This window comes from Rufibacter glacialis (assembly GCF_008271745.1).
GTDB lineage: Bacteria > Bacteroidota > Bacteroidia > Cytophagales > Hymenobacteraceae > Nibribacter > Nibribacter glacialis.
In genome coordinates, this window is record NZ_VKKZ01000020.1 from 215,965 (window position 1) to 242,678 (window position 26,714).

Annotated in this window: 21 protein-coding genes; 13 read left to right on the plus strand and 8 right to left on the minus strand. The window is 50.9% G+C overall.

The window, feature by feature from the left end; genetic code table 11:
- Positions 1-338 precede the first annotated feature (338 nt).
- From FOE74_RS09135 to FOE74_RS09150, 4 genes are all read left to right on the plus strand, one after another.
- Positions 339-1,157 carry a hypothetical protein gene (locus tag FOE74_RS09135; RefSeq protein ID WP_149098303.1) on the plus strand — a complete coding sequence of 273 codons (819 nt, stop codon included), beginning with the start codon at positions 339-341 and terminating at the stop codon, positions 1,155-1,157.
- Positions 1,154-1,519: a hypothetical protein gene (locus FOE74_RS09140; protein ID WP_149098304.1), complete on the plus strand. Its 366-nt coding sequence runs from the start codon at positions 1,154-1,156 to the stop codon at positions 1,517-1,519. Before FOE74_RS09135 ends, FOE74_RS09140 begins: the two co-directional genes overlap by 4 nt.
- Positions 1,520-1,623: 104 nt before the next feature.
- On the plus strand, positions 1,624-3,579 hold the full coding sequence (locus FOE74_RS09145) for an AAA domain-containing protein (RefSeq protein WP_149098305.1): 1,956 nt from the start codon (positions 1,624-1,626) through the stop codon (positions 3,577-3,579).
- A gap of 186 nt (positions 3,580-3,765) precedes the next feature.
- Positions 3,766-4,278, plus strand: a complete 513-nt coding sequence (locus FOE74_RS09150) for an FKBP-type peptidyl-prolyl cis-trans isomerase (RefSeq protein WP_149098306.1) — start codon at positions 3,766-3,768, stop codon at positions 4,276-4,278.
- 563 nt (positions 4,279-4,841) lie between these two features.
- On the opposite strand, the gene FOE74_RS09155 is transcribed toward FOE74_RS09150, so the two are convergent.
- Entirely contained in the window at positions 4,842-5,432 is a 591-nt protein-coding gene (locus FOE74_RS09155; RefSeq protein ID WP_149098307.1) for an acyl carrier protein phosphodiesterase, read from the minus strand.
- A gap of 118 nt (positions 5,433-5,550) precedes the next feature.
- Between FOE74_RS09155 and FOE74_RS09160 the strand changes: the two genes are divergently transcribed.
- Positions 5,551-6,051 (plus strand): pyridoxamine 5'-phosphate oxidase family protein, encoded by a 501-nt coding sequence (locus FOE74_RS09160; RefSeq protein ID WP_149098308.1) that lies wholly within the window; start codon positions 5,551-5,553, stop codon positions 6,049-6,051.
- A gap of 119 nt (positions 6,052-6,170) precedes the next feature.
- On the plus strand, positions 6,171-6,902 hold the full coding sequence (locus FOE74_RS09165) for a spheroidene monooxygenase (RefSeq protein ID WP_149098309.1): 732 nt from the start codon (positions 6,171-6,173) through the stop codon (positions 6,900-6,902).
- Positions 6,903-7,002: 100 nt separating this feature from the next.
- On the opposite strand, the gene FOE74_RS09170 is transcribed toward FOE74_RS09165, so the two are convergent.
- Positions 7,003-7,659: a PKD domain-containing protein gene (locus FOE74_RS09170; protein ID WP_149098310.1), complete on the minus strand. Its 657-nt coding sequence runs from the start codon at positions 7,657-7,659 to the stop codon at positions 7,003-7,005.
- Between the two features lie 492 nt (positions 7,660-8,151).
- Here FOE74_RS09170 and leuS point away from each other — a divergent pair, with 492 nt between their 5' ends.
- Positions 8,152-10,923 (plus strand): leucine--tRNA ligase, encoded by a 2,772-nt coding sequence (gene leuS / locus FOE74_RS09175; protein ID WP_149098311.1) that lies wholly within the window; start codon positions 8,152-8,154, stop codon positions 10,921-10,923.
- Positions 10,924-11,096: 173 nt separating this feature from the next.
- Positions 11,097-11,393, plus strand: coding sequence for a hypothetical protein (locus FOE74_RS09180; protein ID WP_149098312.1), 297 nt, complete (start codon positions 11,097-11,099; stop codon positions 11,391-11,393).
- A 132-nt stretch (positions 11,394-11,525) separates the two neighbouring features.
- Here the strand turns inward: FOE74_RS09180 and FOE74_RS09185 are convergent, their stop codons facing one another.
- The 3 genes from FOE74_RS09185 to ispG all read right to left on the minus strand — a co-directional run bounded on the left by FOE74_RS09185 (position 11,526) and on the right by ispG (position 14,244).
- Positions 11,526-11,921, minus strand: a complete 396-nt coding sequence (locus tag FOE74_RS09185; protein WP_149098313.1) for an MmcQ/YjbR family DNA-binding protein — start codon at positions 11,919-11,921, stop codon at positions 11,526-11,528.
- Positions 11,922-11,998: 77 nt separating this feature from the next.
- Entirely contained in the window at positions 11,999-12,169 is a 171-nt protein-coding gene (locus FOE74_RS21195; protein ID WP_188686546.1) for a DUF6728 family protein, read from the minus strand.
- A gap of 83 nt (positions 12,170-12,252) precedes the next feature.
- Positions 12,253-14,244, minus strand: coding sequence for a (E)-4-hydroxy-3-methylbut-2-enyl-diphosphate synthase (gene ispG, locus FOE74_RS09190; RefSeq protein WP_188686549.1), 1,992 nt, complete (start codon positions 14,242-14,244; stop codon positions 12,253-12,255).
- 383 nt (positions 14,245-14,627) lie between these two features.
- Here ispG and FOE74_RS09195 point away from each other — a divergent pair, with 383 nt between their 5' ends.
- The gene (locus tag FOE74_RS09195; protein WP_149098314.1) at positions 14,628-15,110 is read left to right on the plus strand and encodes a hypothetical protein; all 483 of its coding nucleotides are present in this window, start codon (positions 14,628-14,630) and stop codon (positions 15,108-15,110) included.
- Between the two features lie 95 nt (positions 15,111-15,205).
- Here the strand turns inward: FOE74_RS09195 and FOE74_RS09200 are convergent, their stop codons facing one another.
- Complete coding sequence (locus tag FOE74_RS09200) at positions 15,206-15,580, minus strand: hypothetical protein (RefSeq protein ID WP_149098315.1); 375 nt, start codon at positions 15,578-15,580, stop codon at positions 15,206-15,208.
- A 121-nt stretch (positions 15,581-15,701) separates the two neighbouring features.
- On the opposite strand from FOE74_RS09200, the gene FOE74_RS09205 reads away from it, so the two are divergent.
- On the plus strand, positions 15,702-16,193 hold the full coding sequence (locus FOE74_RS09205; protein WP_149098316.1) for a hypothetical protein: 492 nt from the start codon (positions 15,702-15,704) through the stop codon (positions 16,191-16,193).
- Between the two features lie 115 nt (positions 16,194-16,308).
- On the opposite strand, the gene FOE74_RS09210 is transcribed toward FOE74_RS09205, so the two are convergent.
- Positions 16,309-18,501, minus strand: coding sequence for a glutamine synthetase III family protein (locus FOE74_RS09210; RefSeq protein WP_149098317.1), 2,193 nt, complete (start codon positions 18,499-18,501; stop codon positions 16,309-16,311).
- A gap of 241 nt (positions 18,502-18,742) precedes the next feature.
- Between FOE74_RS09210 and FOE74_RS09215 the strand changes: the two genes are divergently transcribed.
- Together FOE74_RS09215 and mtaB are read left to right on the plus strand one after the other, a co-directional pair.
- Positions 18,743-20,590, plus strand: coding sequence for an LTA synthase family protein (locus FOE74_RS09215; protein ID WP_149098318.1), 1,848 nt, complete (start codon positions 18,743-18,745; stop codon positions 20,588-20,590).
- Positions 20,591-20,941: 351 nt separating this feature from the next.
- Complete coding sequence (mtaB, locus tag FOE74_RS09220) at positions 20,942-22,261, plus strand: tRNA (N(6)-L-threonylcarbamoyladenosine(37)-C(2))-methylthiotransferase MtaB (protein WP_149098319.1); 1,320 nt, start codon at positions 20,942-20,944, stop codon at positions 22,259-22,261.
- A 104-nt stretch (positions 22,262-22,365) separates the two neighbouring features.
- Here the strand turns inward: mtaB and FOE74_RS09225 are convergent, their stop codons facing one another.
- Positions 22,366-23,424 (minus strand): bile acid:sodium symporter family protein, encoded by a 1,059-nt coding sequence (locus FOE74_RS09225; protein ID WP_149098320.1) that lies wholly within the window; start codon positions 23,422-23,424, stop codon positions 22,366-22,368.
- A gap of 679 nt (positions 23,425-24,103) precedes the next feature.
- Between FOE74_RS09225 and FOE74_RS09230 the strand changes: the two genes are divergently transcribed.
- A complete protein-coding gene (locus tag FOE74_RS09230) occupies positions 24,104-26,542 on the plus strand; it encodes a TonB-dependent receptor (protein ID WP_149098321.1) in 2,439 nt (812 codons plus the stop codon).
- Positions 26,543-26,714 lie beyond the last annotated feature (172 nt).

Sequence of the window (26,714 nt, forward strand, 5' to 3'; positions counted from 1 at the left end):
AAGGCTAAGCAAAACCCTTTCTTTCTAACAAAATGACCATGGCTTTTCCTTCTCTCTTGAGATTCTTTAACTTCTGCATTATTTATATGGTAAATAAGGTTATTTTTATAAATAAAAACCACGGAGACTTCTAAACTAATTTTTGTCCTTGCCGCCGCTGGTAATCAAGGTCTTCGCCTTGGCTGGGCCAGCGGAAGGAAAGGAATCCCGGAAGTGGATAGATTATTGAAGGCTATGTGTTGTTTTTCGCCTATTTTTACACAAAAGTGCCCGAAGCCAAATGTGTGGCAAGTGCTTAGGTGAGCTTTTACAATTGTTTTTAATAGCGTACCATACCCATGAAGCTTGTATTCCCTGCCCTGATTGCCATCTGTATGCTGGTGCCAGCTGACCATCTGGCAGCCCAAACCCTGGCTACGCCTCCGGCCAACACTACTTCTACCGCTACTCCCAAGCAGCAGGACCCTAAGCTGGGCACCAAGATCAACGCCATCATTAAAAAGCAAAACCCTGAAAAGCCCGCCTCAGACACCAAAGGAACCGCCCCCGCCGCTAAGCCAGCTGCACCGGCCACCGCTTCTTCTGAGGCCACTCCTGCCCAGGCCACCCCGCCGCCCAAACCGGCGGCTCCCCGCCGTGAGTCTAAAGTAGACCGGCTCATCACGGAACGGGAGCAGCTGGTGCTTAAATATGACTACTTCAAAACGCAAAGCAACAACTTCTGGGGGAAAGCTTCTAAAGAAGACATGCGCGCCGTAATAGAGGCCCTGAAAGAAGTTTTGCAGAAAGACGAGCAGATCATTCAGGCGGTAGAGCAGGCGAACCTGGAAACCCGCCGCAGCGTGGCCAAAAGAGCCGCTGAACTGGAGAAGGAAAGCAAGCTGCTGAACAACCAGGTCAGAGGCGACAAGCGGGTGATCACCGATAATATCTATGACTTGAAAGCCTCTGTTTCCAATGCCCAGAACCTATTAAAGAGCAAAGACCGGAAGATCAAGGACCTGGAGGAAAAGCTGCAGGATTCAAAAGACGCCAAATTTGAACACGATGCCATTGCCGCTTTCTTTGCCATGCTTTGCCTTTTACTCATTGGTTATATTATCCGGTTGAGGGGCCAGGTAGCTAACAGCCGCACCAGCAACCGGGTGAAGGCATGAGGGAGCGCCTGGTGCCCGCCGCCCAATACCTTACTTACTCTGAAGCCGTAGACCTTTACCAACAACTTACCCAGACGGGGATCTCCGCCCTGGTGAAATCCTGTGGTCCTCCCACGCTTCCTTTTGGCGAGGGGCTGTATTTCCAAGTACAGGTCCAGGAGAAAGATGTACCGTCGGCCCAGCCCCTTTTAGAGGCCTTTTCGCAAAACCAGGCAGAAAAACCCCATGAGGCACCCAAGTGTCAAGCCTGCGGCGCGGCAGAGATAGAACCCCAAAGGAATTTATCTTGGTGGAAAAAGGTTCTTTATGCCGGCACCACGGTGTACCAATGCCAAGGCTGCCGCCATACCTTTTTTGCTTAACCCATTACAACGCAGACGCTGGAGCCCAGATGCAGGACCACAAGGAACACACGCCCAACAGAAGTCAAGCCTCTAAATCTCCCCTCCTAGGTCTTACCAATTTCATGGACAAAATCTTAGACGAACTATTAGATGTGCGGGCGCTGCTTAAACTGGAGCAGGACGAAGACCGCAAGCAATACCAATTAAAAAACGCCCAAACCAGTATTACAGAGCGCAAACGCCTGGGCATTTGCTGGTACCCGGTGAGCGTGATCAAACAGGAAGTAGGCTTTGGGAACAAAGTAGTGGTGGAACTGGAGCGCACCTCCGGCAGAGACCAGTTACACATGTTCCAGGCGGGCTCTTCGGCGGCCTTGTTCACCAACGGCGAAGGCGGTGCCCTGAACGGGGTGGTGCTGGAAGTAAAACGTAACAAACTGCGCCTGGCCACCTCCAAAGAAGACCTGCCCGACTGGATTGAGGGCGGATCACGGCTTGGGGTAGAACTTACCTTTGATGAGGTAAGCTACCGCGAGATGGAAATCGCGCTCATGAAGGTGATGGAAGCCGAGAAATCCCGTCTTGCCCAGCTGCGCGATATTCTGCTGGGGGCGCAACCTGCCACCTTCCGCCGGGAGCGGCCTTTCACCCCTATTGCTTCTTTGAACGACTCCCAGAATGCCGCCGTCCAGAACATCGCGCAAGCCAAAGACGTGGCCATTATCCATGGTCCTCCGGGAACCGGCAAAACCACCACGCTGGTGCAAGCCATTCTGCACACCCTGAGCACCGGCGAAAAGAAATTATTGGTGACCGCGCCCAGCAACACCGCCGTGGACCTGCTCACCGAGAGATTGGCGGAGCATGGCGTGAACGTGATCCGGATCGGGAATCCGTCACGGGTTTCAGAAGTATTGCTGGAACATACCCTTGATGCCCAGATCATGCACCACCGGGAGTACAAGCAACTCAAAAAGCTCAGGAAAACGGCCCAGGAATACAAATCCATGGCCACCCAGTACAAGCGGAACTTCGGGCCGGAAGAGCGGGAACACCGGCGCTTCATGAAAGAAGAAAGCAAGCGGGTGCTGTCCCAGGCAGATGATATTGAAGATTACATCACGGAGGATCTGCTGGACCAGGTGGAAGTCATTACCTGTACCCTGGTAGGCTCCGCGAACCGCGCCATCCGGCACCTGCAGTATGACACCGTGTTTATTGACGAGGCGGCCCAGGCCCTGGAACCTGCCTGTTGGATTCCCATTACCCGCGCTAACCGGGTAGTACTGGCCGGTGACCATTGTCAGCTGCCCCCAACGGTGAAATCTATCGCCGCTGAGCGAGGTGGCCTGGCCCGCACCTTGTTTGAGAAGTGCATTGAGCGCCAGCCGGAAACCGCCGTGATGCTGAACACCCAGTACCGCATGCATGAGCACATCATGGGCTTCTCTAACGGGCAGTTTTACCGCGGAGAGCTACAGGCCCATGAAAGCGTGCGCACCACCACGCTTTCAGATGTTTTCCCGGCATTTGAACCGGGGCTGGTGGTGGAATTCATTGACACGGCCGGCTGCGGCTTCCAGGACCAGACCATGGGCGAAGGCAGCAGCACCGCCAACCCAGAGGAAGCCGATGTGCTCATCCGGCACCTGGTGAACCTTCTGGCGCCCTATGAACCAGGAGACAAGGAAGAAGCGGCACCGCTACGCATTGGCATCATTGCCCCCTACCGGGCCCAGATCAACTACCTCAATGACCAGGTAGAGCACGAACCTAAACTGGCTGCCTTACAAGCCCAGCGGCAACTGTCGGTGGGAACGGTAGACTCTTTCCAGGGACAGGAACGCGACATCATGTACCTGAGCATGGTACGCAGCAACCCAGAAGGAGAAATCGGCTTTCTAGCCGATGTGCGCCGGATGAACGTGGCTATGACACGGGCGAAGCGAAAAATGGTGATTGTGGGAGATAGCGCCACCTTGGGGCAGAATCTCTTTTACCAGGAATTCCTGGCGTACGCAGAAAACATAGGGGCCTACCGCAGCGCCTGGGAGTTGATTTCACCGGAGGCGGAATAAATCCTTTGCCCCGCCTGCTTCGTTAGAGGCATTATGGATCAGTAGAAAAGGGTCTGTAATGCCTCTTTTCCTACCCCTGGAAACGGCACCTACTGCCTTAAACTTGCCCGGGAAAGAGAAGAGAAGCCATGGTACTTCCCCTTGATTTTTTACCTTTACATTAACAACCTCATAAACCATCACCAAATGAAAATCGAAGAGAACAAAGTGGTGTCGCTCACCTACGAGCTGCGCGTAACCGACGAAGAAGGCGAAAACACGCTGGTGGAGACCGCCGACGAGGAAAATCCCATGGTCTTTTTGTTTGGTGTGAGTGGCCTGCCTGAGAAATTTGAGCAGGAGCTGGAAGGAAAATCCGCGGGCGAAGCCTTCAAATTCACCGTTGCCTCAGAGGAAGGCTACGGCGACCTGGACGAGTCAGCTATTGTTCCGGTACCAAAGAACGTTTTTGAGGTAGAGGGCAAGATTGACGAGGAAATGGTGCAGGTAGGCAACTACATCCCTATGTCTGACAACGAAGGCAACCACATGCAGGGCCGCATTGTGAGCGTAGAGAACGACCACGTGCTCATGGACTTCAACCACCCCCTGGCCGGCATGGACATGCACTTTGAAGGCAAGATCATCAGCGTGCGCGAAGCCACCCAGGAAGAAATCTCTCACGGCCACGTTCACGGCGAAGGCGGACATCACCACTAGGAGGTTTTAAATTAGGAATTAAGAATTAGGAATCAGTATAAGATCCTTTTCTATTCAAATTGAGCAAGGGCTGTCTACTAATAGACGGCCTTTGCTGTTTTTTTGCCTTTTTAAAGAAAAATGCCCTAAAATAGCTAAGGTAAAAACACGGCTTATCACTAGTTAAACCTAACCACTTAACCCAAAATACGGTTTAATTAAATAGCATAATCATCAACCCAATATACTGGTTCAAGTTTCTAATTTGGACCTAAAATGTTTGGAAGTTTGTAACCTCCATGCGGCGAAAGCTACACCCCTATTTGCTTGTATTTATCTAAACAAGCCCTTCGGTAGAAAAAGCCTCTCCCGCTGACAGGTGCACGCAACTCTTGTCTGCACCTAAGCAATATTGAGCTATGGTTGACCAGCAGATTTTGATCACCAGAGGAAGCCATGAGCTGCAACCGGGCGCCAGCTAAAAAAGAAACTAGTGCTTATTAAAAGCGATCAGGGAAAAACTAATTCCTAATTCCTAATTCCTAATTCCTAATTCCTAATTCCTAATTCCTAATTCCTAATTCCTAATTCCTAATTAACTCAATCTGTTGGGAAACATAGGCTTGCAACTCAGGGAAAAACTGCTCAAATTCTCTAAGGTAGTAAGGGTAATAAAGCTCCAGTTCTTCGCCTGCTTTTTCCATTCCAGAGTCAAAAGAGGTTCGGCTGCTGAGGCCGGTCAAGGCCCTGGTGATTCCGGAAATGTGCGCATAGGATACCAGCCAATTCTGTTTCACCATATAGGGCAAGAAGTGGTGCACCCGCGGGGGCAACAGGTCTGGGTGCTGCTGGATCTGGGCATAGGCGGCCGAGGCGAAATCAGGTAAAGAAAGGGGGCTGTACCGGTGAAAGGAAGAGGCCAGGAAATGATCATAGAAGACATCGGCTACGACCCCGGCATACTTTCGGCAGGTGGGGCGCAACCGGTTCTTTGACTCGGCTACCACCGGGTGCGTGTCAGTGAAAGAATCTATGAGGCGGTGCAGCCGGATGCCCTGCTGCACCCGCGGCGGGTATTGAAGGATCTGGGCGCCCCGCACGCTGTCGGCAATGAAGTTGCCCAGGCGCAGATCGGCATCGTCACCGGAAAGAAAAAGATGGGCGAGGTAATTCAAGGGCTGGCGTTTAAACCAAAGGTACGCAATTTGGTTATGAATGGACACCTGCCCGTCAAAAGGAACCTTCCCTGGGGTAGGCCGTATTCTTTTACATCAGAAAAAGACAGATCATCCTATGGAAAACAAACAAAATCAGCAGGGAGAATTGAAGGCCCTTATAGAAAAGATCAAGGATATAGACACGGCCATGTTCAGTACCGTGGAGCCAGATGGCACCATCCGTTCGCGCCCTATGCGCCACATGACCGTTCAGGAAGACGGCACCATCTGGTTCTTCACCGGGTATGAATCGGGTAAATCACATGAGATCAAGCAAGACAGCCACGTGAACCTGAGCTACGCCCAGCCCAACAACAACCTGTACGTGTCAGTGTCAGGGCACGCACAGCTTTTGCGTGACCAGCAGAAAATAGAGGAACTCTGGAACCCGGCGCTCAAAGCCTGGTTTCCCGGTGGAAAGGAAGACCCTAATATCGGGTTGCTGAAAGTGACCATTGACCAAGCAGAATATTGGGATACCCCTAACAGTGCGGTGGTGCATTTGTACGGCATGGTAAAAGCCGCCTTAACTGGGGAACCCGCCCACCCCGGCGAAAACAAAAAGATCAATTTGTAGGTTATATTGGAAAGGGAGTTTCGGCTCCCTTTTTTCTTGCCTAAAAGCGGCCTGGAGGTATCTTTGCTTTGGGGCTATTTAAATGAAAACAGGCCTGAAACTCTCTATTGTCTTCCAGTTTGGCACCATTTTCCGCACCCTCCGTTCCTGCCCATACCACCCTCACCTTGTTTGGCGTAAAGCCTGGCCAATGGCGCTGGGGACTGGCGCAGATGGGCACCTCGGTGCGGGTGCTGCAGCAGGTGAAAGGCTTGAGGTTTTTTAAACTATTGGGCAGCGGTCAGGGCCGAGGCTTCAGCCTGAAGCCGAACTGGTACCGCTACGGCCTCATGGCCACCTGGGACTCTCCCGCCGCCGCCGAGGATTTTTACCAAGCCCATCCCCTGCTGGAGGAATACCGCCAGCACACCTTTGAGCAGTACACCCTGCAGTTGCAGCCCTTGCAGGCGCATGGTCTCTGGAACGGCCAGAATCCCTTCACCCAAGAAACCCATCCGGCTCCGGCAGGTGTGCCCATCGCCGTACTGACCCGGGCCACCATCAAATTAACCAAAGCGATCGATTTCTGGCGGCACGTGCCCCAGGCCAGTGCCAGCCTTGACCAAGCCACCGGTTTGATTGCTTCCATTGGTTTAGGCGAAGCGCCCTTCCTGCGCCAGGCCACCTTCAGCCTCTGGAAAGACGAAGCCAGTATGAAAGAATATGCCTACCGGATGGCCGCCCACCGCGAGGTGGTAAAAAACACCCGTTCCCGCGGGTGGTACGCCGAGGAATTGTTCGCCCGTTTTACGCCTCTTTCTAGCAAAGGAACCTGGAATGGAGTTGATCCATTGGCGGGGTTAATTAGATAGTTGCATTTGCTTTTAAAAAAAAGCCTGCTACAATTTATTATTGTGACAGGCTTTCTAAAGGGGAGACCTTCTAAAAGAAGGTTAAACATTAATAAAAAATTTATAAATTTTCCAGCCTTATTCTTTCTGGCCCTATATCATTGCTTGATACTCTATGAAACTCTGTTGAATTAGTTAATACAAACGTATGATTTTGAAATAATTCAAGCCATATAGAAGGTCTGTAAATATATTTAATATTATTATAGGTAAGAAAAACACCTAGTAAACCTCTTGCATTAACTCCTCCAACAAAAATAGTCTTTGAAAAAATTTGATCCGATGTTCTTCCTGCACCTAACGTAAAAACTACTGAACCATTATCTCTTAAATTGTCAACATATGTTTCAAGATGCAATACGTTCTTGCTTTCATTCTTTATCTGGTAACTGAGCGTACCTGGATATACCAGTACTTCTTTTGAACTGGTCACATTTCCCAAGGTAAGGCTAACAGTATAAGTTCCAGGGGTTTTATACTTGTGGGATACTTTATGACCTGTTTCCAATAAACTACCATCTCCGAAATTCCATTTGTACTTTATATTTGGTAAGGAATCTATTGCCTCAAACTCAAAATCATTGTGCAAATAATTTGAATCTTTCTGTACTATGAAATGGGCGTTTTTTGGTAAAACTTCTTCATCTTGGTCTTTACAAAATGAAAATACCCAAGAAAACAAACAAATTAGCAACACATAATTTTTTATTATTTTCATAACTGATATAAATTATCACTTGAAATTTTACTTTTAAAATAATTTAAGATAAGCTGTTTTATATTAATACCAACTCAAGTTAGAATACTAATTTATTTTACATTTTTTTTGTAAGAGCAGATTCAATTAAGAATGGTATCTTAAAACTAGACCTTTTTCTCATATTTTACAATGAAACAATTATCTTTCTTAAGAATATGTCTAATCTTTGAAGATATTCTGAGTGAAGTTCTCACCTCTGTGCACCTCTCCTATCACACATCAAGTCAAACGTTTTTTTAAATTTCTTTTCCCATTAGTTGATATTTAATTTTTAGGTACACCTGCTATTGTCCTTATTCCTCTTTTCTCTGAATCGCTTCTTTGATAAAACGGCACATATTCGCATATATCAGGCTACAAAGAAATTCCTTACTTTTGCCTTTAGCCCCTGGGGCTAAGAAATCATAGAACCTAACCTGCGCCTTAACCGCACACAACCATATCCTACCCATGTCTGAGTACGACTACCGATCCATAGAGCAGAAGTGGCAGCGCTTCTGGAGCGAGAACAAGACCTTCAAGACCGAGATAGACCTGAGCAGACCCAAGTTTTATTCGCTTGACATGTTTCCGTACCCCTCTGGGGCTGGTTTGCACGTGGGGCACCCGCTAGGATACATCGCCTCTGACATTGTGAGCCGGTACAAGCGCCTCAAAGGGTTCAACGTGCTGCACCCAATGGGCTTTGACTCCTTCGGCCTACCGGCCGAGCAATATGCGATCCAGACGGGGCAGCACCCTGCTGTGACTACCACCCAGAACATTAACCGCTATATTGAGCAGCTGAATAACCTGGGCTTTTCCTTTGACTGGGACCGCGAGGTGCGCACCTCCGACCCCAGCTACTACAAATGGACCCAGTGGATCTTCATGCAGCTCTTCAACAGCTGGTATAACTACAACACAGACAAAGCAGAGCCCATTGACACATTGGTGGCAGAGTTCAAAATGCGGGGCAGCACCCACGTGAACGCTGCCTGTGACGAGGACACCCCTCACGTGACCGCCGATGCCTGGGCCCGCTTGAACGAAAAAGAGCAGCAAGACCTGTTACTTAAATACCGCCTCACGTTCCTTTCTGAAGCCGTAGTGAACTGGTGCCCGCAATTGGGAACGGTGCTGGCCAATGACGAGGTGAAAGACGGTGTTTCTGAGCGCGGCGGCTACCCTGTGGAGCGCAAGCTCATGAAGCAATGGATGATGCGCATCACTGCCTACGCTGAAAGATTACTTCAAGGCCTGGACACCATAGACTGGCCCGAGCCGGTGAAAGAAATGCAACGCAACTGGATCGGGAAATCGGTGGGTGCGGAACTGCGCTTCCAGGTAGACGGCCATGAGCACAAGCACATCACCGTGTTCACTACCCGCATTGACACCATTTTCGGGGTGAGTTTTGTGGTGCTGGCACCCGAGCACGAGTTTGTGGCGGAGATCACTTCCGCGGAGCAACGCGCTGAGGTAGAAGAATACGTGGCCTGGGCCAAGAACCGGTCTGAGCGCGACCGAATGAGTGACGTGAAATCGGTGACCGGTACCTTTACCGGCGCCTATGCCATCAACCCTATCTCGGGGGAGAAAGTACCAGTGTGGATCGCTGATTACGTGCTGGCCGGTTATGGCACTGGTGCCGTGATGGCCGTACCCGGACATGACACTCGGGACTACGCCTTCGCCAAGAAATTCAACCTGCCCATTCCGGAAGTAGTGGCCGGGGGCGATTTGACCAAAGAAGCCTATGCCGGGAAAGAAGGCAAGATCATCAACTCCGGGTTCCTGAACGGGCTGGAGGTGAAAGACGCCATCAACGCCGGAATCCAGCGCGCTGAGGAACTGGGCGTGGGTAAAGCCCGCATCAACTTCCGCATGCGCGATGCAGTGTTTGGCCGTCAGCGGTATTGGGGGGAGCCGGTGCCTGTCTATTACAAAGATGGCATTCCAGCCCTTTTGGAAGAAAGCGAACTGCCGTTGGTGTTACCGGAAGTAGACGCGTACCTGCCCACCGAAACGGGGGAGCCGCCGTTGGGTCGGGCCCAGGATTGGAAGTACCGCGGTGAGTTTGAGTACGAATTAAGCACCATGCCAGGCTGGGCGGGTTCCAGCTGGTACTGGTACCGCTACATGGACGCCCAGAATGACACTGCTTTCGCCAGCAAAGAAGCCATTGATTACTGGCAGAACGTGGATTTGTACATTGGTGGTTCAGAGCACGCTACGGGCCACCTCCTCTACTCCCGCTTCTGGAACAAGTTCCTCTTTGACCTTGGCCTGGTAAACCAGGACGAGCCTTTCAAAAAGCTCATCAACCAAGGCATGATCCAGGGCCGGTCCAACTTTGTGTACCGGGTGAAGGATTCTAACACCTTTGTCTCCTTTGGCCTGAAAGATCAATATGACACCACTGCCCTGCACGTGGATGTGAACATCGTGGAGAATGACGTCTTGGATCTGGAGCGGTTTAAAGCCTGGCGTCCTGATTTTGCCAATGCAGAATTCATCTTGGAAGATGGGAAATACCAAGTGGGTGTAGAAATTGAGAAGATGTCCAAGTCCAAGCACAACGTGGTGAACCCAGATGTGCTGGTAGAGGAATACGGAGCTGACACCCTGCGCATGTACGAGATGTTCTTAGGCCCTCTGGAACAATTCAAGCCCTGGAACACCAATGGCATGGATGGCGTGTATAAATTCTTGCGCCGCTTCTGGAAACTGTTCTTTGACGAGGGAGGCACCTTTGCCGTGACCCAGGAAGATCCTACGCCAGCGGAATTAAAGGCTTTGCACAAAACCATCAAGAAAGTAGAGGAAGACATTGAGCGCTTCTCCTTCGGGACCAGCGTGAGCCAGTTCATGATCTGCGTGAACGAGCTAACCGCCTTGAAAACGAAAAAGCAGGCTATCTTGGAACCCCTTACCATTGCCTTGGCGCCGTATGCCCCGCACATCACGGAGGAACTTTGGGCCAGATTAGGACATACTGAAAGCATCACCTACGCTGCTTTCCCAATTTGGAAAGAAGAATACCTGACGGAGAGCACCTTTGACTACCCTATCTCGGTGAACGGAAAAGTAAAGACGAAACTCACCTTCGACCTGAAAATGCCAAAGGAGGAAATTGAGAAAGAGGTGTTAAGCTCAGAGCAGGTACTTCAACTCCTGGACGGCAAGCCCGTGAAAAAAGTGATTGTGGTGCCCGGTAAAATTGTAAACGTTGTGGTATAGCATTTCTCTTGCGTTTTCAATAAAACAACCCTAAAACAATTCTTAAATCAAAAGCCTGTTCCTGTAAAGAACAGGCTTTTGATTTAAGAATAAGTCACAGCGTCAGAAGTTCTTAAAGTAAAAAGCCTGGCAATTATAGCTATTAGGAGGTAAAATATTTCTATCTTCCTTCTATGGTGAAACGGTATAATATCATCCTGGGCATTGCCTTACTAGTCGCAGTAGGAACCGGTTATTTCTTTAACCAAAACCGGTATTTTCATCGCACCACGGGCGAAGAGATTAGTAAGTCCGTCTACCAGGATCTGGAGGCAAAAAAGGATTGGCGGGTGGAATGGCATTACAATTATGATGCAGGGTTCACCGGCGCCTTAACCACCTTAGGAATTGGCCTCATCCTCTCCGGTTTAATCAGCCGAAAACGGCAAATTTTTGCAAAAACAGGGCAAACCCAGAAACGGTTCTCCTAATGGTGTCATGTGATGTTCTTACCTTTTAGCGCATCCTACGACGTAACAGTGTTACGTCGCTACAATTTACCTGGTCTTGTAGCCTCGTTATACTGTAAAGATGTATTCGTGCAGAGGCAGTGAGTTTTCTTATCAAAATCGTACTCCTACCTTCATTACATCAGCACCCATGCCACACAGCCCCAGTTCCACCCGCACCTTCTTTGGCAGTCCCTGCACCACCAACCCATAGGAATGGTCTATCAATTCGGGCAACAGACCCAAAGGGAGAAAAGCCTCAGGCAATACCGTGTTCCAGTGCTTTTTGCTCATGTGGTACCCCGGTTGGACGGCGGGGTATTGCTCCCTCAGTTCCACGGCCCGTTCCGGGTCACATTTGAGAGCCACTCCGGCGGCATAGTCAGATAGGCTGCACAAGGCAAACATTTTACCGGCTACCTTGAACACCAACGTGTCCTGATCAAAGGGCAACGTCTCTTCCACTTGGGGCTTGCGGAGGCAGTAGTCCCTGAATTCTTCTATGTTCATAGAATCTAAAGTAAATAAAAAACCACTTGCCCAAAGACAAGTGGTTTTTATATCTACAGGAATGACGGAGAAATCTATTACCGAGTCATTAATTTAAACACCAGGTAAATCAACCCGACCAGGAACATGAGCATAGACACCTTGTTGATGGTATGCATGGTGCGCAGGTTGAAATTGGTTTTCCGGTTTGGGTCCTTCTTGCGGAAGAAGTAGGTGGCAACTTCTGAGAAATCAAAGAGACCTTTCATATGAGCTATCTAGTTTAATGGAATGCCTGTCTAGCTTATAAACACTTCAAACAGGCGAATGATTTAAGATTAGGGGATTATTTTCAGCCTTCCAACCCGGCAGGTTCAATCCAGTTGCCGTCTTCCCTGATCAACTCGATCAGCTCGTCTACGGCGCGTTCTTCCGGCACCGACTTCTTGATGACCTGTTGCCCGCGATACAGCGCAATCTTTCCCTTGCCCACGCCTACGTAACCGTAGTCTGCGTCGGCCATTTCGCCGGGACCGTTCACAATGCAGCCCATGATCCCGATCTTCACGCCTTTGAGGTGGTCGGTGCGTTTGCGGATCATGGCGGTGGTTTCTTGGAGGTCAAACAGCGTACGGCCGCAGCTGGGGCAACTGATGTACTCGGTTTTGCTCATGCGGGTACGGGCCGCCTGCAGAATCCCGAAGGCTAATTTGTTCAGCCCTTCCAGGGTATAGCCCCAGTCTTCTTTGCTGCGATAACTCAGGTCCTGGGTACTCAGGAGCATCCCGTCGCCCATGCCGTCAATCAGCAGTCCGCCCACATCAGTGGCGGCGTAGAGCTGCACCTGCTCATCGGTGAGGTCTTCATAAGAACGTTTGATAATGACCGGCACCGGTTGCCCCTGGTTCATGAGCCGGACAAAGGCTTTCCGCTGCTCTGGCATAGCATGCTCGTTCTCTGTTTCCAGGATCAGCACCACATCCGGACGATTATGCAATTTTTCTATGAAATCAGGGGTTAATTGGCCCAGTGATACCTGCACAAAATTCAGCAGCGGGTGCCAGGCGTCTGATAACTCAAACTGCATGGCCGTGAACAGCGGGAATTGGTCTTCCTTTTTTTCATTGGCCACCCATGTATCGGAGTCAATAATCTCCTTTAAGCCGTTGGGCAACATAAACGGGATGGGCGTACTGCCGGTATAGACAAAATCGGCGCCCTGGTCACTCATGTGGAATTTATCCAGGGCCGGGGAATAGATGTGGCCTATGGGCCTAAGGTCTTCAAAGGTAATGTCTTCTAAACGGCTCAGGTCAGCTACCACGCGCGGTACGTTGTGCCCGCCCAGGTTGAGCACCTCGCGGGTTTCGCGGCGGTGGTATTGGAACGGGTTGTAGGGCAGCTGACAGATAGGCTTGATGGGTGTGTGGCCGGCCCGCGTGGCGTACCGGTCAATCAGCATCTTGGCCACGGGTGCTTCCAGTTCAGGAGCCTCGGTCAAGGAAACACGAACCGTGTCGCCTAATCCGTCTTCCAGCAAGGTGCCAATGCCTACGGCAGATTTTATACGTCCGTCTTCGCCTTCGCCGGCTTCGGTGACCCCCAGGTGCAACGGGTAGGGTTGTAATCCTTCCTCTTCCAGTTTTTGGACTAGCAGTCGGTAAGCTTGCACCATTACCTGGGTATTACTGGCTTTCATAGACAGCACCACGTCATAGTAGTGCAGGTCTTCGCAGATGCGCAGGAACTCCAGCGCACTTTCCACCATGCCCAGCGGCGTGTCTCCGTAGCGGCTCAGGATACGGTCAGACAAAGACCCGTGGTTTGTGCCGATGCGCATGGCCGTGCCGTATTCCTTGCAGATGTTCACCAAAGGCGTGAAGCGTTCCCGGATTCTATCCAGTTCGGCCTGGTAGGTGGCATCTGTGTAGTCAAGGATCTGGAATTTCTTTTTGTCGGCGTAGTTGCCGGGGTTCACGCGCACTTTCTCCACCAAACGGGCAGCCAGTTCGGCGGCGTTGGGCGTGAAGTGAATATCAGCGATAAGCGGTACGGAATACCCACGTGCCCGAAGTTCGTTTTTGATCAGTCCCAGGTTTTCGGCCTCCTTTACGCTGGGGGCGGTAATGCGCACGTACTCACAACCGGCCTCTACCATTCTGATCACCTGCTCCACTGACCCTAGAGTATCCATGGTGTCAACGGTGGTCATGGACTGTACCCTTATGGGGTTATTCCCGCCCAGAGCGAGGTCGCCGATGCGTACTTCGCGGGTAACCCGCCGGGAATAATTGGTGAGGCTGGGGCAATACAGGCCGCCCAAGGCGCAGGATTCAATGTTCATGGGAAAAGGGGTTTACCTACTACTTCAACCATTGGCTAAAACAGTTTGTTCAGCGCAGCTTCTGTAAAAGTACGAGGTTTTTTTAAGTCATGCAGCTAAACGTGTGCCTGAAGCCGCCAACACCCCAGGAGGCGAAGGTTTGGGTTGTTTTTCTTCATTTTTTTAAAAAAAGTCACTTTTCCTATATTTCCTAAAACCGGCAAATGGAAAAGTTTTATAAAAACCTCAGGATCAATTAATAAATACGTTAGCAGCTTTAGCCTTTCTTTTAAAAAAGAAGCCTTAAAACAGTGCCTAATTCGTGTAGCCCTCACAGGAACGGCAAACATAGGAAACACGGCCGTTTTGCTGGCGTACAATACATATCTAAAGATACTACCAATATGCCTATACTATTCTTATCCCAAAGCCAACGCCAGGCGGCGGCCTTGCTCCGGAAGGCGGGCATGGACCAGGTACATATTCCTTCGGCTATTCAGATCACCCGGGAAACTGCTGAAAATTGGCTCCATCAGGAAATGGAGCAGGGAAACCTTCCGCTGGTGTTCCAGATGGTGAAGAGCGATACCCTGGAGAAAGACTCCCAGTTGTTGTTTGATGAGTTGAAAGATATGGTGGTGGCCAAATACATTGTGCGCCTGTCCATGGATTATGAAGTGGCCTCCAAAACCGCTACCATCATCCTACCCTTCATTTTGAAACGGCTGGTGGAGCTGATGCAGAAAAACCCACAGTTCAGGTGCTGGTGGGACAACATGAGTTTACGGCGGCATTTCCCTAACCGAGAAGCCATTAAGACTAAAATGCGCCAAGTAGGCCAGACTTTTTCCGGGAACCAAGCCCCAGAAAGCGGCGCTTTTATCTAAGGAGGGTACTTGTTTTTCCTCTGGTTTACAAGATTGAAGCCTAAAACCTACTCGGGTTTATCATAATTAAAGAGGAACACGGAGGCAGTCAGGGGTTATTCCTGCTCCTCCTCTCCTTTCCGTAACAACGGGTCTTCATTGGAGGCGTTTGCCTCGCCCTGCTCTTTTAAGCGGTTAATCCTGCCTTCAATTCGCTCGTGCATACGGGTGTCTTTCAGGTAGGTCTGCTGGTCCAGGTCAAACTCGTGCGGGTTCAACTCCTTGGCCATTTCATGGAGCTGGAAAATGTAGGTGTCTATGCGGTTAATAGCCTCTGACACGAATTCGGCGGCATGGCTCGTTTCTTCTGAAAGACCGGCTTTGATATTCTCCGCTTCCCGTATTTCTTGCTGAATGACTTGCTCAGGCGAATTGCCCATCAGGCGCTCTTGCTCCAGGCGCTTTTTAAATTCCGGCACGTTGAAATCCATCGGCTTGTTTGATTGGGTTAAACTCCTTTCCGTTACGCGGGCCGGCGCGGGAGGTTAACAGCGGCGGCAGGAACCTTGGGTCAGGAAACCCGTAGCGTAGTAAACAGTAGCAATTCAGCAGATGAACCCTCCCTTTTTACAGAGAAGCCATGTAGTGGCCGCTCGCCTCCTGCACAAGGCAGGTTTAACGGTGAGCCAGATTCCGCAGGCCGTACAGGTCACCCGCGAAACCGTGGAGCAGTGGCTGCAAAAGGAAATGGAAAGCGGCAATGCAAAGCAGGTGTTGCAGGTACTGAAAGGACAAGTGCAGGAAAAAGGCCCTAAGCTATTATTAGACAAACTACAAGACCTGCTGCTGCTGAGGTTGATGCTGCACCTGGGCATTAGAGGAGCCATGGCGACCAACATAGTAGCTCTGCTCCTGCCTTTCGTTTTGAAACGGGTGTATAAAATGGCCCAGCAGAACCCTACCGTTCAGACCTGGTGGCAAGAACAAGAATGGCGCCACCGCCTCCCTACCCTGGAGCAAATCAAAGCAAAGGTATTGGAGAAAGGAAAGAACCTGAAGCCCTTGCGGTCCCCTTTGCCCCCTGATTCACCTTTACCGCACTGAGCACTTAGCTGTCTGTCCGCTTTAGTGGCGTTTTACCCAGATCGGCATTCAAATGAATCATAAAAAAAAGCCTCTGCAGATGACAGAGGCTTTTTTTATGATTAGTCCAAAAGGATTAGTGGCGGAACATCATTTCCCGGTATTTCACCAGGGGCCACTGCTCATCGTCTACAATCAGCTCCAGCTTGTCTACGCTGCGGCGGATGATGTCAAAAAAGGTCAGCACCTCGTCGGTGTACATGATGGCACGCTCCCGGGTATCTTCTATTTTATTGGCTACCTTCCGCTTCTCAATCATGGCCGTCACATTGGTCTTGATGACCGTAAGGTGCCTAGAAATAGCCTTGATGGTATCAAGAGTGGTTTTCGTGTACTCATCATCTTCCAGACCAATTTCTCTTAGACCTTTGATGTTCTCCACCAGTTTGGTCTGGTAGGCAGTGGCGGTTGGAATGATGTGGTTCGTGGCCAAGTCACCTATGACGCGGGCCTCAATCTGCACCCGCTTGATGTAGTCTTCGAGCAGAATATCATGACGGGCATGCAACTCACGAGAGTTGAATATGTTATGCCTGATAAACAACTCTGAAGCAGCTTCATCTACCAGTTTATCCAGGGCCTGCGGCGTTTTGCGGATGTTGCTCAACCCACGGCGCTCGGCTTCCTCTTCCCATTCTTTGGAGTACCCGTTCCCTTCAAACCGAACGGCTTTAGAAGAAATCACGTACTCGCGCAGCACGTCAATGATGGCCACTTCTTTTTTCTTGCCCTGTGCCATCAGTTCCTCTACGCTGTTCTTGAAGTCCAGCAATTGGTCGGCCACAATGGTGTTGAGGGTGATCATGGCGTTGGAGCTGTTAGCCGAGGAGCCAACTGCCCTGAACTCAAACTTATTGCCGGTGAAAGCAAAAGGCGAGGTACGGTTACGGTCGGTATTGTCCAGAAGGATCTCCGGGATCTTGTCGATGCCCAGTTTGAGGTACACGTTGTCTCCTTTGTCTAACGGTAACTTGGCGGTACGCTCCAGTTCATCCAGCACTTCAGTCAATTTCTTGCCCACAAAAACCGACATGATGGCGGGCGGGGCCTCATTGGCCCCCAAGCGGTGGTCATTGCTGGCCGAGGCGATGCTGGCGCGCAACAGGTCTGCGTACCGGTGCACCGCTTTCACGGTAGTGATGAAGAAGGTAAGGAACTGCAGATTCTCTTTCGGCCGACGGCCGGGGGCATACAGGTTCACCCCGGTGTTGGTGCTCAAGGCCCAGTTGTTGTGCTTGCCGCTTCCGTTTACGCCTTTGAAGGGTTTTTCGTGCAGCAATACCTTAAAGTGGTGCTTTTCAGCCACTCGGTCTAAGATATCCATTAACAATTGGTTATGGTCTACGGCCAGGTTGGCTTCCTCAAAGGTAGGAGCGCACTCAAACTGGTTAGGGGCTACCTCATTGTGGCGGGTGCGCAGTGGAATACCCAGCTTGTGCGACTCTGCCTCAAAATCAATCATGAAGGCGTGTACCCGTGACGGGATAGCGCCAAAATAGTGGTCTTCCAGCTGCTGGCCTTTGGCAGGCTCATGGCCAAATACGGTTCTACCGGCCATCACCAGGTCAGGGCGGGCATCATACAAGGCACGGTCTACCAGGAAATATTCCTGCTCAATGCCCAGCGTGGTGGTCACTTTGGTGACGTCTTTGTCAAAAAACTGGCAAACCTCTACGGCGGCTTTCTCTACCAGGTCCAGGCTTTTAAGCAAAGGAGCTTTGTAATCCAGGGCCTCCCCGGTATAGGAAACAAAGATGGTAGGAATACAAAGGGTCTTGGCGCCGGCATTCTCAATAATGAACGCGGGCGAAGTAGGATCCCAGGCAGTATAGCCGCGGGCCTCAAAGGTGTTCCTGATTCCCCCGTTAGGGAAAGAAGAAGCGTCTGGCTCCTGCTGTACCAGGGCACTGCCTTTGAAAATCTCCAGGGCGCGGCCATCAGAACCAAGGTCGAAGAAAGAATCGTGTTTCTCTGCCGTTTCACCGGTCAAGGGCTGAAACCAGTGCGTGTAGTGGGTGGCACCGTGGGCCATGGCCCAGGTTTTCATGGCCCCCGCCACGGCATCTGCTAGGTTACGGTCTACCTTGGTACCCGTCTTGATGGCGTATTGTAAACGTTTGAAATAATCACCTGATAAGGTAGAACGCATGGCCTCTAAACCAAAAACGTTGGATCCATAATAATCAGAGATTTTGTCAGAAGGTAGCTTCACCTCTACTGGTGCCCGTTGGTTTACCAACTCTAAAGCCTTGAAACGAAGAATGGCCATGGATTTTATTAGGTTTATTATCTGCTCCAAATGTAACGGAGAAATTTTTACAATCAAGCAACCCCCCTCTTTTTTTATACCTGTTTTTTTTAAACCCTATCAAAACCTCAGAAGACCCCCTCTAATTTCTGGGCACTTTTGCAAAAATGGTATCAAAACTGAACAACACCCCCTTGAATCTGATACCCCCTGCTTTTTAAGGGACTTTTTGTAAGAATCGGATAAGCGGTATATTTGACCTGTGAAAAGAATACTTTTTAGAACCATCAGTTACTTCCTCTTCTGGGTCCTCTTCTTTGAGATAGGAAGAATTGTTTTCCTCCTCTACCACGCCTCCAAAACGGCTTCTTTAACTGCCCTAGAAATAGGTAAAGTACTGGGGTACGGCCTCCGGATGGACTTTTCCTTTGCCGCTTACCTGAGCGTGATCCCGTTCTTGCTCTTTTTAAACGAGGTGGCTTTCCGGAAGAAGATTTTTCTGAAAATAGCCATTGCCTTCACCTATGTGCTGCTGCCGGTGGTGGTGGTGCTGTTGACCATTGACCTGGAATTATATTCGGCCTGGGGCTTTAGGCTGGATTCCACGCCCCTGCAATACCTGAACACGCCTGCCGAGATGCTGGCGTCCACAGCTTCCGCCCCGGTGTGGCTTTTGGCGCTGATTTTTATTAGCCTGACTTTGCTGGGCTGGGCGGGATTTACGTTTCTCCGCCGAAAATGGGAAACCAGTCCTAAAACCAGCACGAAACAGCTGGCGGGCCAATTATTGCTTAGTCTGTTTCTGCTGGCTTTGCTGGTGCTCCCCATCCGGGGAGGATGGCAGCAGATTCCCCTGAACCAAAGTGATGTGTACTTCTCGCAAAAGGTATTCGCGAACCACGCTGGGGTGAACGTGCCCTGGAACGTGATGCATTCGGTGTTGAAGAAGAACCACAACACCAAGAACCCTTACCTGTACATGGAAGAACAGCAGGCGCAGGCCCTGGTCCAGGAACTCTACACCCCTAAAAGCGACACTGTGCCTTCGCTGCTGCGGGTTCAAAAGCCAAACGTGCTGTTCATCATCCTGGAAAGCTACACCGCCAAATTCATCGGGGCCTTGGGCGGCCCGCCGGAGGTGACCCCAAATTTCAATGCCTTGGCTAAAGAAGGCATCCTGTTCCAGAACATCTATGCGGCCGGTGACCGGAGCGAGAAAGGCATGGTGGCCTTGTTGAGCGGCTACCCGGTGCAAACCACCACCTCCATTATCAAAACACCCAAAAAGACAGAACGGCTGCCCCAACTGGCATCGGAATTAAAAGGGTTAGGCTACCACACCAGCTATTATTACGGAGGGGAACTGGCCTTCGCGAATATCAAGTCGTACCTCATCAACGGGCAGTACGACCGCCTGGTGGAGAAATCAGACTTCGGGAGCGAGCATTACAACTCTAAATGGGGCGTGCACGACCATATCCTGTTTGACAAAGTCTTGGCCGACCACCAGAACCCGGCCCAACCCTTCCTGACCACCATCTTCACCCTCAGCAGCCATGAACCCTATGACGTTCCCATTCCGGCCAAGTTTCCGGGAACCGAGGAGGAAACGCAGTTCAAGAACTCCTTTTATTATACCGACTGGGCGTTGGGCCGTTTTATAGCCGCCGCCAAGAAAATGCCCTTGTGGCAGAACACCCTGGTGGTGCTGGTAGCCGACCACGGACACCATTTCCCCGGCCGGGACCAGAACGATGCCCCTTCCAAATTCCGGATTCCTTTGCTTCTTACCGGGGGCGCGCTGGCCGTACGGGACACGGTTGTGACTATTGTAGGTTCTCAAACGGATATTGTGCCTACCCTCCTGCAACAGATGGGCCAACCCACCCATCATTTCGGCTGGAGCAAAAACCTGCTGGATGCCAAAGCTACCCCTTTCGCGTTCTACGTCTTCAACGACGGCTTTGGCATGGTCACCCCCAACGGCACCGTCACCTTTGACAACGTAGCCAAACGCCCCATCCTGCGCGACCCAGGTGTCTCTGACAAACAGGTAGAACAAGGAAAAGCCTACATGCAAACCAGTTTTGGGGACTTCCTGAAGAAGTAGTGGCTGGGGTTTAGTTGTTAGTGATTAGTGATTAGTTGTTGGTGTTTAGAGGAGAGGGATTTAGGCTTCATTTCTGAAAATCAAGTAGAAAACAGGGCAGGCATTTCACACAGTGTAATAATAAAAGGTAGGCGCACCTCTTGTAGGTGCCCTTTTCATTTTCAACATGTAGGATAGCTTACCGGTTAAACCTTCGTTCCCCCTGCACTTCTTTATCCTATGTTTTTGTGTCCTTTCTATAAAAACGCCCCCAATTCAGCCAACTACTAATCACAAGCAACTAATCACTACCAACTAAACACTAGCAACCAACAACTATTTCCCTATTCTCCGTATCTTTGGGCCTTGATTATGAAAAAGGTAGCATTTTATACATTAGGCTGTAAGCTCAATTTCTCTGAGACCTCCACCCTGTCCCGGATATTCCAGGAGCGGGGCTTTGAGAAAGTGGAGTTCACTGATACGCCAGATATATACGTCATCAATACGTGCTCCGTCACTGACAACGCCGATAAGAAGTGCCGCAAGGTGGTGAAGGAAGCGCTCAAGCATTCGCCTAACGCGTTCATTACCATTGTGGGCTGTTACGCTCAGCTCAAGCCGAAGGAGATCTCTGAGATACCGGGCGTAGACGCCGTGTTAGGGGCTGCTGAGAAGTTTCAGTTGGTAGATATTCTGGAGACTTTTGAAAAGAAAGACGCCCCGCAGGTACACGCCAGCCCGGTGTCGGAGGCCAATACTTTCGTGAACGCCTATTCCTTTGGAGACCGTACCCGCACCTTCCTGAAAGTGCAGGACGGCTGCGACTATTCCTGCACCTTCTGCACCATTCCGCAGGCCCGTGGTAAATCCAGGAGCAACACCCTTGAGAAAGTGGTGGCCGAGGCCCGAAGCATCGGCGAATCTGGGGTAAAGGAAATAGTGCTGACGGGCGTGAACACCGGTGACTTCGGGTTGCAGGATGGGGTACGGGTAGAGAATTTCTTCCAACTGGTGCAGGCCCTGGACCAGGTAGAGAACGTGAGCCGGTTCCGCATCTCTTCCATTGAACCTAATTTGTTGAGTGAGGAGATCATCCGGTTCGTGGCAGGCTCCCAGCGCTTTATGCCGCACTTCCACGTGCCGCTGCAATCGGGCAGCAACAAGATTTTGAAGCTTATGCGCCGCCGGTACCTGCGCGAACTATACGCCCAGCGCGTGGAATGGATCAAGGCGGCCATGCCGCACGCCTGTATCGGCGTAGACGTGATTGTGGGCTTCCCCGGGGAGACAGAGGCGGAATTCCTGGAGACTTACAACTTCCTGAACGAACTGGACATCAGTTACCTGCACGTGTTCCCGTATTCTGAGCGTGCCAACACCATGGCTCTTGATTTACCGGGTGTGGTACCGCCAAAGGAACGCAACCGTCGCGCCGACATGCTCCGCATCCTCTCTGAGAAAAAGAAGCGGGCCTACTATGAAAGCCAGATCGGGTACGAAGGAAAAGTACTATTTGAAGCTGATATCACCGATGGTCAGATAGAAGGCTTCACCGAGAACTACGTGCGGGTGGTAGCCAAATACGACCCGGTGCTGGTAAACGAGGAAAAGCACGTGCGCCTCACTAACCTCACTCCGGCCGGCTTGATGGAAGCCGAAGAAACCTACTATGAACTACTGGCGCATTAAAAGCCTGATTATATAAAATAAGCCCAAAAGCAGAAGGCCCCATTGAGATACCTCCGTGGGGCCTTCTGCTTCTCAAGAACAAGGGCTGCGGGGAAAAGATAAGGTTATCCCGCCATTTGCTGGGCAGAAGTTATCTCTTTCCGGGCCATGCGCTGGGCCAGCATACTGGCAATGATCAATTGCAGGGCGTGGTACAGCATGAGCGGCAGCAGGATGATCCCCACGGCATTGGCATCTGGGAAAAGCACTTTAGACATCACCGTTCCATGCACGAGGGACTTTTTAGAGCCGCAGAAAATTGCGGTAATCCGGTTCTCCCGAGAAAAACCCAGCAGGTGGCTTATCGCGGCCGTTAAACCTACCACCAGCAGGAAAAGCCCCACCATCACCGCCCCCAGCAAAAACAAATCCAGGCCGCTGAAGCCCTGGAACATGTTGCGGGCGAAGGAATCGCAGAAAGAAGAATAGACGATGAGCAGGATAATGGTTTGGTCAAAGACCCGGAGGCGGCTTTTTTGGCCTTCGGCGAAGGCGCCAAACTTTTTGTTCAGCAGAATACCCAGGGTCACGGGCAATACTACCTGCAGCATCAGCTTCAGGATAACGCTGGTCAAATCCATTTGGGCCGCGGAACTGGTGCTGGCGAAAAAGCTCATCCAGAGCGGCGTCATAAACACCCCAATCAGACTGGAGATACTGGCGTTGAAGATGGCCCCCGGAATATTCCCGCCCGCAATAGACACCATCACCACCGACGAAGAAACCGTGGAAGGCAACGCCGCCACGTAAAAAGCGCCCAGCCAAAGCGCAGGATTCTCTCCCGGGCCCGCCACCAGATGCCCCGCCCACACCAGCAGCGGAAAAAGCACGAAGGTAGTAGCCTGTACCACCAGATGGAGCCGCCAATCACTGAGGCCCTCCTTAAGTTTGGCCGGGCTCAGCCGCAGCCCATAAAAGAAAAAGATTAGCGCCACGCCATAGGTGGTGATCTCCTCCAGCGGCAAAGGCCCCTCCTCCTCGCCTAATTCAGGCCATAGGTAGGCCAGCAGGATCATGGCCAGCAAGAACAGCAGGAAATTGTCTAACCCAAACCGTTTGAGGATAATGGAAAGGCTGTTCTTCTTTTCTGCGGCCTCGGCCGGAGGGGTATTCAAATCTTTCATGCTTCTTCTCTCTTTCTGCCGCCCAGCAGCGGTTTCAGGCGGCAATCTACGAAAGCAAGGTGAATCCAAGCTCCGGTTCCCATACCCAAAGACCAGGAAGAAGGTTTCCGGCGGGCCTTTTTGTCCCCTGGTCCATTTGATAGTAGTACCTCTTTTACCCTTTGTTTTTCGAAAACTGACCAGGAACGTCAGGCTTCAAGAGGAGGATCAGGGCAGGAGGCGGATTACGGAGGCCGTACGAATTGCTCTAGTCAAGAAGGTGCAAAAGTATTCTACAGTAAGCCTTCGGTTTTCCTTCTATTTTCCAAAATCAGGCCGGAAAAAGATAAAATAAATCCTTAGCCTTTCCTCGTTGACCATCTTCTTTTCAATCCTTCTCCCTTCCTTCAGACTGATCAGGTAAACAATATCAATTGGCTCTTTTCATACTGACCAAGCGAAGTGGCTTTGGTGATTGAAAGTGCCAGAGGAGCCGGAAAAGGAGGATTTTCATTGTCCAAATAGTTGACCTCTTTAAGAAACCGGAGCATTATCTATGACCACAATTTCCTTCCTAGGAAAATAAATTTCACCAGCCCAAGCAACCACTTTTACTCTGCTGCCATCTATCACTCAAAGAACCCCATTGTACAGCCCAAATAATTAATTGCACTGCCTTACTCTACTAAACCCTAATCCTATGAAGAATTTTTATCAGTTTCTGTTCCTACTTTGTTTTATCTGTTGGTCCCAAACTTCCTTTGCGCAAGCCAGCCCTGGCCTCACAGGTCTGATTTTAGATCATAAGGGGGAGGCCCTAAGCTATGGTACGGTGGCCCTGGTGCGCAAAGCGGACGCCGCGATCATAGACGGAGCCGGCGTGGAAGCCACCGGTCGGTTTCACCTAAAGAACCCGGCGCCTGGCACCTATATTTTAAAGATCAGCGCCCTGGGGTTCGCTACTCAGGAAACCCCTCCGTTTGAGGTCACCTCCGGCGCTTTTTCCAAAGATTTTGGGAAAATAGGCCTGAAACAGGATAGCAAGGTGCTCAAAGAAGTAACCGTGGAAGGTCTTCGTCCCACCATTGTGAACCACCCAGACAAAATGGTGGTGAGCGTGGAAGGGACGGCCATGGCCGCGGGCAGCACGGCCCTGGAAGTCCTGTCCAAGTCGCCGGGCGTGTGGGTAGACCAGGATGGCAACATCCAGCTCAACGGAAAAGCCGGGGTGAAGGTGATGATTGACGGCAAGCCTTCCTACTTATCTGGGAAGCAACTGCAGACCATGCTGCAGTCCATGCCGGCAGAAAACCTGAAGGAACTGGAAATCATCTCCAACCCTTCCTCCCGGTTTGACGCCGAAGGAAACGCCGGCATCATCAACATCAACCTGAAAAAGAACACCCAGGCCGGCCTGAACGGCAGCGTGTACACCGGCTACCAGTACAATGGCCTGCATGGGTTTTCAGGTGGGGGCAACCTTAATCACAAGGCCCAGAAGTGGAGTTCCTTTGCCAACCTGAACCTTTCCCGGCGGGGAAACCTCCGCACTAATACCATGGAACGGCTGTTCCATTCAGAAAAAGGAAGTACCTGGTTTGACCAGGTAGGCCGCGAAGAAGGCATCAGAATTACCCCGTCCCTTCGCTTAGGCTCTGACTATGACCTTAATGACAGACATAGCCTAGGCGCCACCGTAAACTTTACCACCCAAGCCTCCGACAACTTCTACCACACCGACTCTGACCTGCTGGAGCCTCTCCCCCAGGACAACGAATTCATCCAGGCCCGTAACGCGGTAGAGGGCTCCTATTTCAACGTGACCACCAACGGCCACTACCTCTACAAAATAGATACGTTGGGCAGCACCTTTACCACTGACCTGGATTTTGTGCGCATCGGGGATAAAAACACCTCCCAGTTCCTGAACTCATATCAGTACCCCAACAGTGGCAAACCGATGAAAGCAGAAAACCTGGGCAGCGAAAACCCTTCTGGGTATTTCATTTACTCTGCCAAGGCGGATTTTATTAAAAAATACCTGAACAAGAGCAAGCTGGAAATCGGCCTCAAAACCAGTTATGTCAAGTCAGACAATGAGTTAAGGTTCTTTGCCCAGGAAGGCTCTAGCAGGGTAAGCGATCCGCTCCGCAGCAACCATTTCATCTACAAAGAGACCATTCTGGCCGGGTACCTGAACTACAGCCTGAACCTAGGCGCCAAATGGAGCCTGCAGGCTGGAGTGCGGGCCGAACACACCAGCTCTGAGGGCTACTCCGTTACCTTGCAAAAATCCACCCCCAAAGATTACCTGGATTTTTTCCCCAGCGTGTTCCTGCAGCAGAAGGTGTCAGACAACTACCAGCTCACCTACAACTACAGCCGCCGCATCAGCCGGCCTAACTACGGCTCCCTTAACCCGTTCATTTTCTACCTGGATCCCCGCACCTGGGCGCAGGGCAACCCTGGGCTGCGGCCGCAGTATTCCAACTCCTTCCAAATGACCCAAACCTTCAAAAATAGCTATATCCTAACCCTGGGCTATTCCAAAACCACGGATTTCATTGGGGAGATACCGGTGCAGAACAAGGAAAATAATACCACCACCTTCGGCCCCCAGAACGTGGATGACTTTGACAACCTGTTCAGCACCCTCGTAGTGCCCATAAAAGTTTCCAAAAAATGGGATATCAACAACACGCTGAATTTGGGCTATCAGGAATTCTCTATCTGGCTCCAGGACAAACTGCAGGAAAACAGCCAGTTCTATTACACCCTCAACTCCAACCATAACGTGCTGCTGCCCCAGAAAATGAAGTTGGAGCTGAACGCCGGCTACCAGGGCCCCCAGGCCTACGGCCTGTACAAAATTGAGCAAAACTGGTGGCTGGACGCGGCGGTAAAACGGTCATTCCTGAAGGACCAACTGGAGGCCTCCCTCTCGGTCACCGATATTTTCCGGACCCGTTACGTGGTAGGGGCCGCCAACATTGGCCAGGATATCAATGCCTTTGATCAGTATTTTGGAGCCCAAAGCGTAAGAGTTAACCTACGCTACCGATTCACCAAAGGCCAGTCCTTTGAAATGAAACGCCGCAACTCCAACCTGGACGAACTGAACCGCGCCGGCGGTAACTAAGGCCTCACCCACCCCAATACAATACTTTTTTCACCGAGGCAGCTTTGGAGCATCTTTTCAAAAAACAGCGCCTATACTGCCTCGGTGGATTATAGATAAGGAAGGTACAGGATACCTCCTCCTGTTATAAGGTCCCTCTTCTTATTTCCTGGCGTCAAAGGGCTGGCAAACG

Coding starts and splice junctions, on each gene's coding strand:
- ispG (WP_188686549.1), bottom strand. CDS start 14,244: ATGAACATTGAATCCTGCGCCTTGGGCGGCCTGTATTGCCCCAGCCTC.
- FOE74_RS09140 (WP_149098304.1), top strand. CDS start 1,154: ATGAGGGAGCGCCTGGTGCCCGCCGCCCAATACCTTACTTACTCTGAA.
- FOE74_RS09150 (WP_149098306.1), top strand. CDS start 3,766: ATGAAAATCGAAGAGAACAAAGTGGTGTCGCTCACCTACGAGCTGCGC.
- FOE74_RS09180 (WP_149098312.1), top strand. CDS start 11,097: ATGGTGAAACGGTATAATATCATCCTGGGCATTGCCTTACTAGTCGCA.
- FOE74_RS09195 (WP_149098314.1), top strand. CDS start 14,628: ATGCCTATACTATTCTTATCCCAAAGCCAACGCCAGGCGGCGGCCTTG.
- FOE74_RS09225 (WP_149098320.1), bottom strand. CDS start 23,424: ATGAAAGATTTGAATACCCCTCCGGCCGAGGCCGCAGAAAAGAAGAAC.
- leuS (WP_149098311.1), top strand. CDS start 8,152: ATGTCTGAGTACGACTACCGATCCATAGAGCAGAAGTGGCAGCGCTTC.
- mtaB (WP_149098319.1), top strand. CDS start 20,942: ATGAAAAAGGTAGCATTTTATACATTAGGCTGTAAGCTCAATTTCTCT.
- FOE74_RS09205 (WP_149098316.1), top strand. CDS start 15,702: ATGAACCCTCCCTTTTTACAGAGAAGCCATGTAGTGGCCGCTCGCCTC.
- FOE74_RS09200 (WP_149098315.1), bottom strand. CDS start 15,580: ATGGATTTCAACGTGCCGGAATTTAAAAAGCGCCTGGAGCAAGAGCGC.
- FOE74_RS09210 (WP_149098317.1), bottom strand. CDS start 18,501: ATGGCCATTCTTCGTTTCAAGGCTTTAGAGTTGGTAAACCAACGGGCA.
- FOE74_RS09185 (WP_149098313.1), bottom strand. CDS start 11,921: ATGAACATAGAAGAATTCAGGGACTACTGCCTCCGCAAGCCCCAAGTG.
- FOE74_RS09135 (WP_149098303.1), top strand. CDS start 339: ATGAAGCTTGTATTCCCTGCCCTGATTGCCATCTGTATGCTGGTGCCA.
- FOE74_RS09170 (WP_149098310.1), bottom strand. CDS start 7,659: ATGAAAATAATAAAAAATTATGTGTTGCTAATTTGTTTGTTTTCTTGG.
- FOE74_RS21195 (WP_188686546.1), bottom strand. CDS start 12,169: ATGAAAGGTCTCTTTGATTTCTCAGAAGTTGCCACCTACTTCTTCCGC.
- FOE74_RS09160 (WP_149098308.1), top strand. CDS start 5,551: ATGGAAAACAAACAAAATCAGCAGGGAGAATTGAAGGCCCTTATAGAA.
- FOE74_RS09145 (WP_149098305.1), top strand. CDS start 1,624: ATGGACAAAATCTTAGACGAACTATTAGATGTGCGGGCGCTGCTTAAA.
- FOE74_RS09230 (WP_149098321.1), top strand. CDS start 24,104: ATGAAGAATTTTTATCAGTTTCTGTTCCTACTTTGTTTTATCTGTTGG.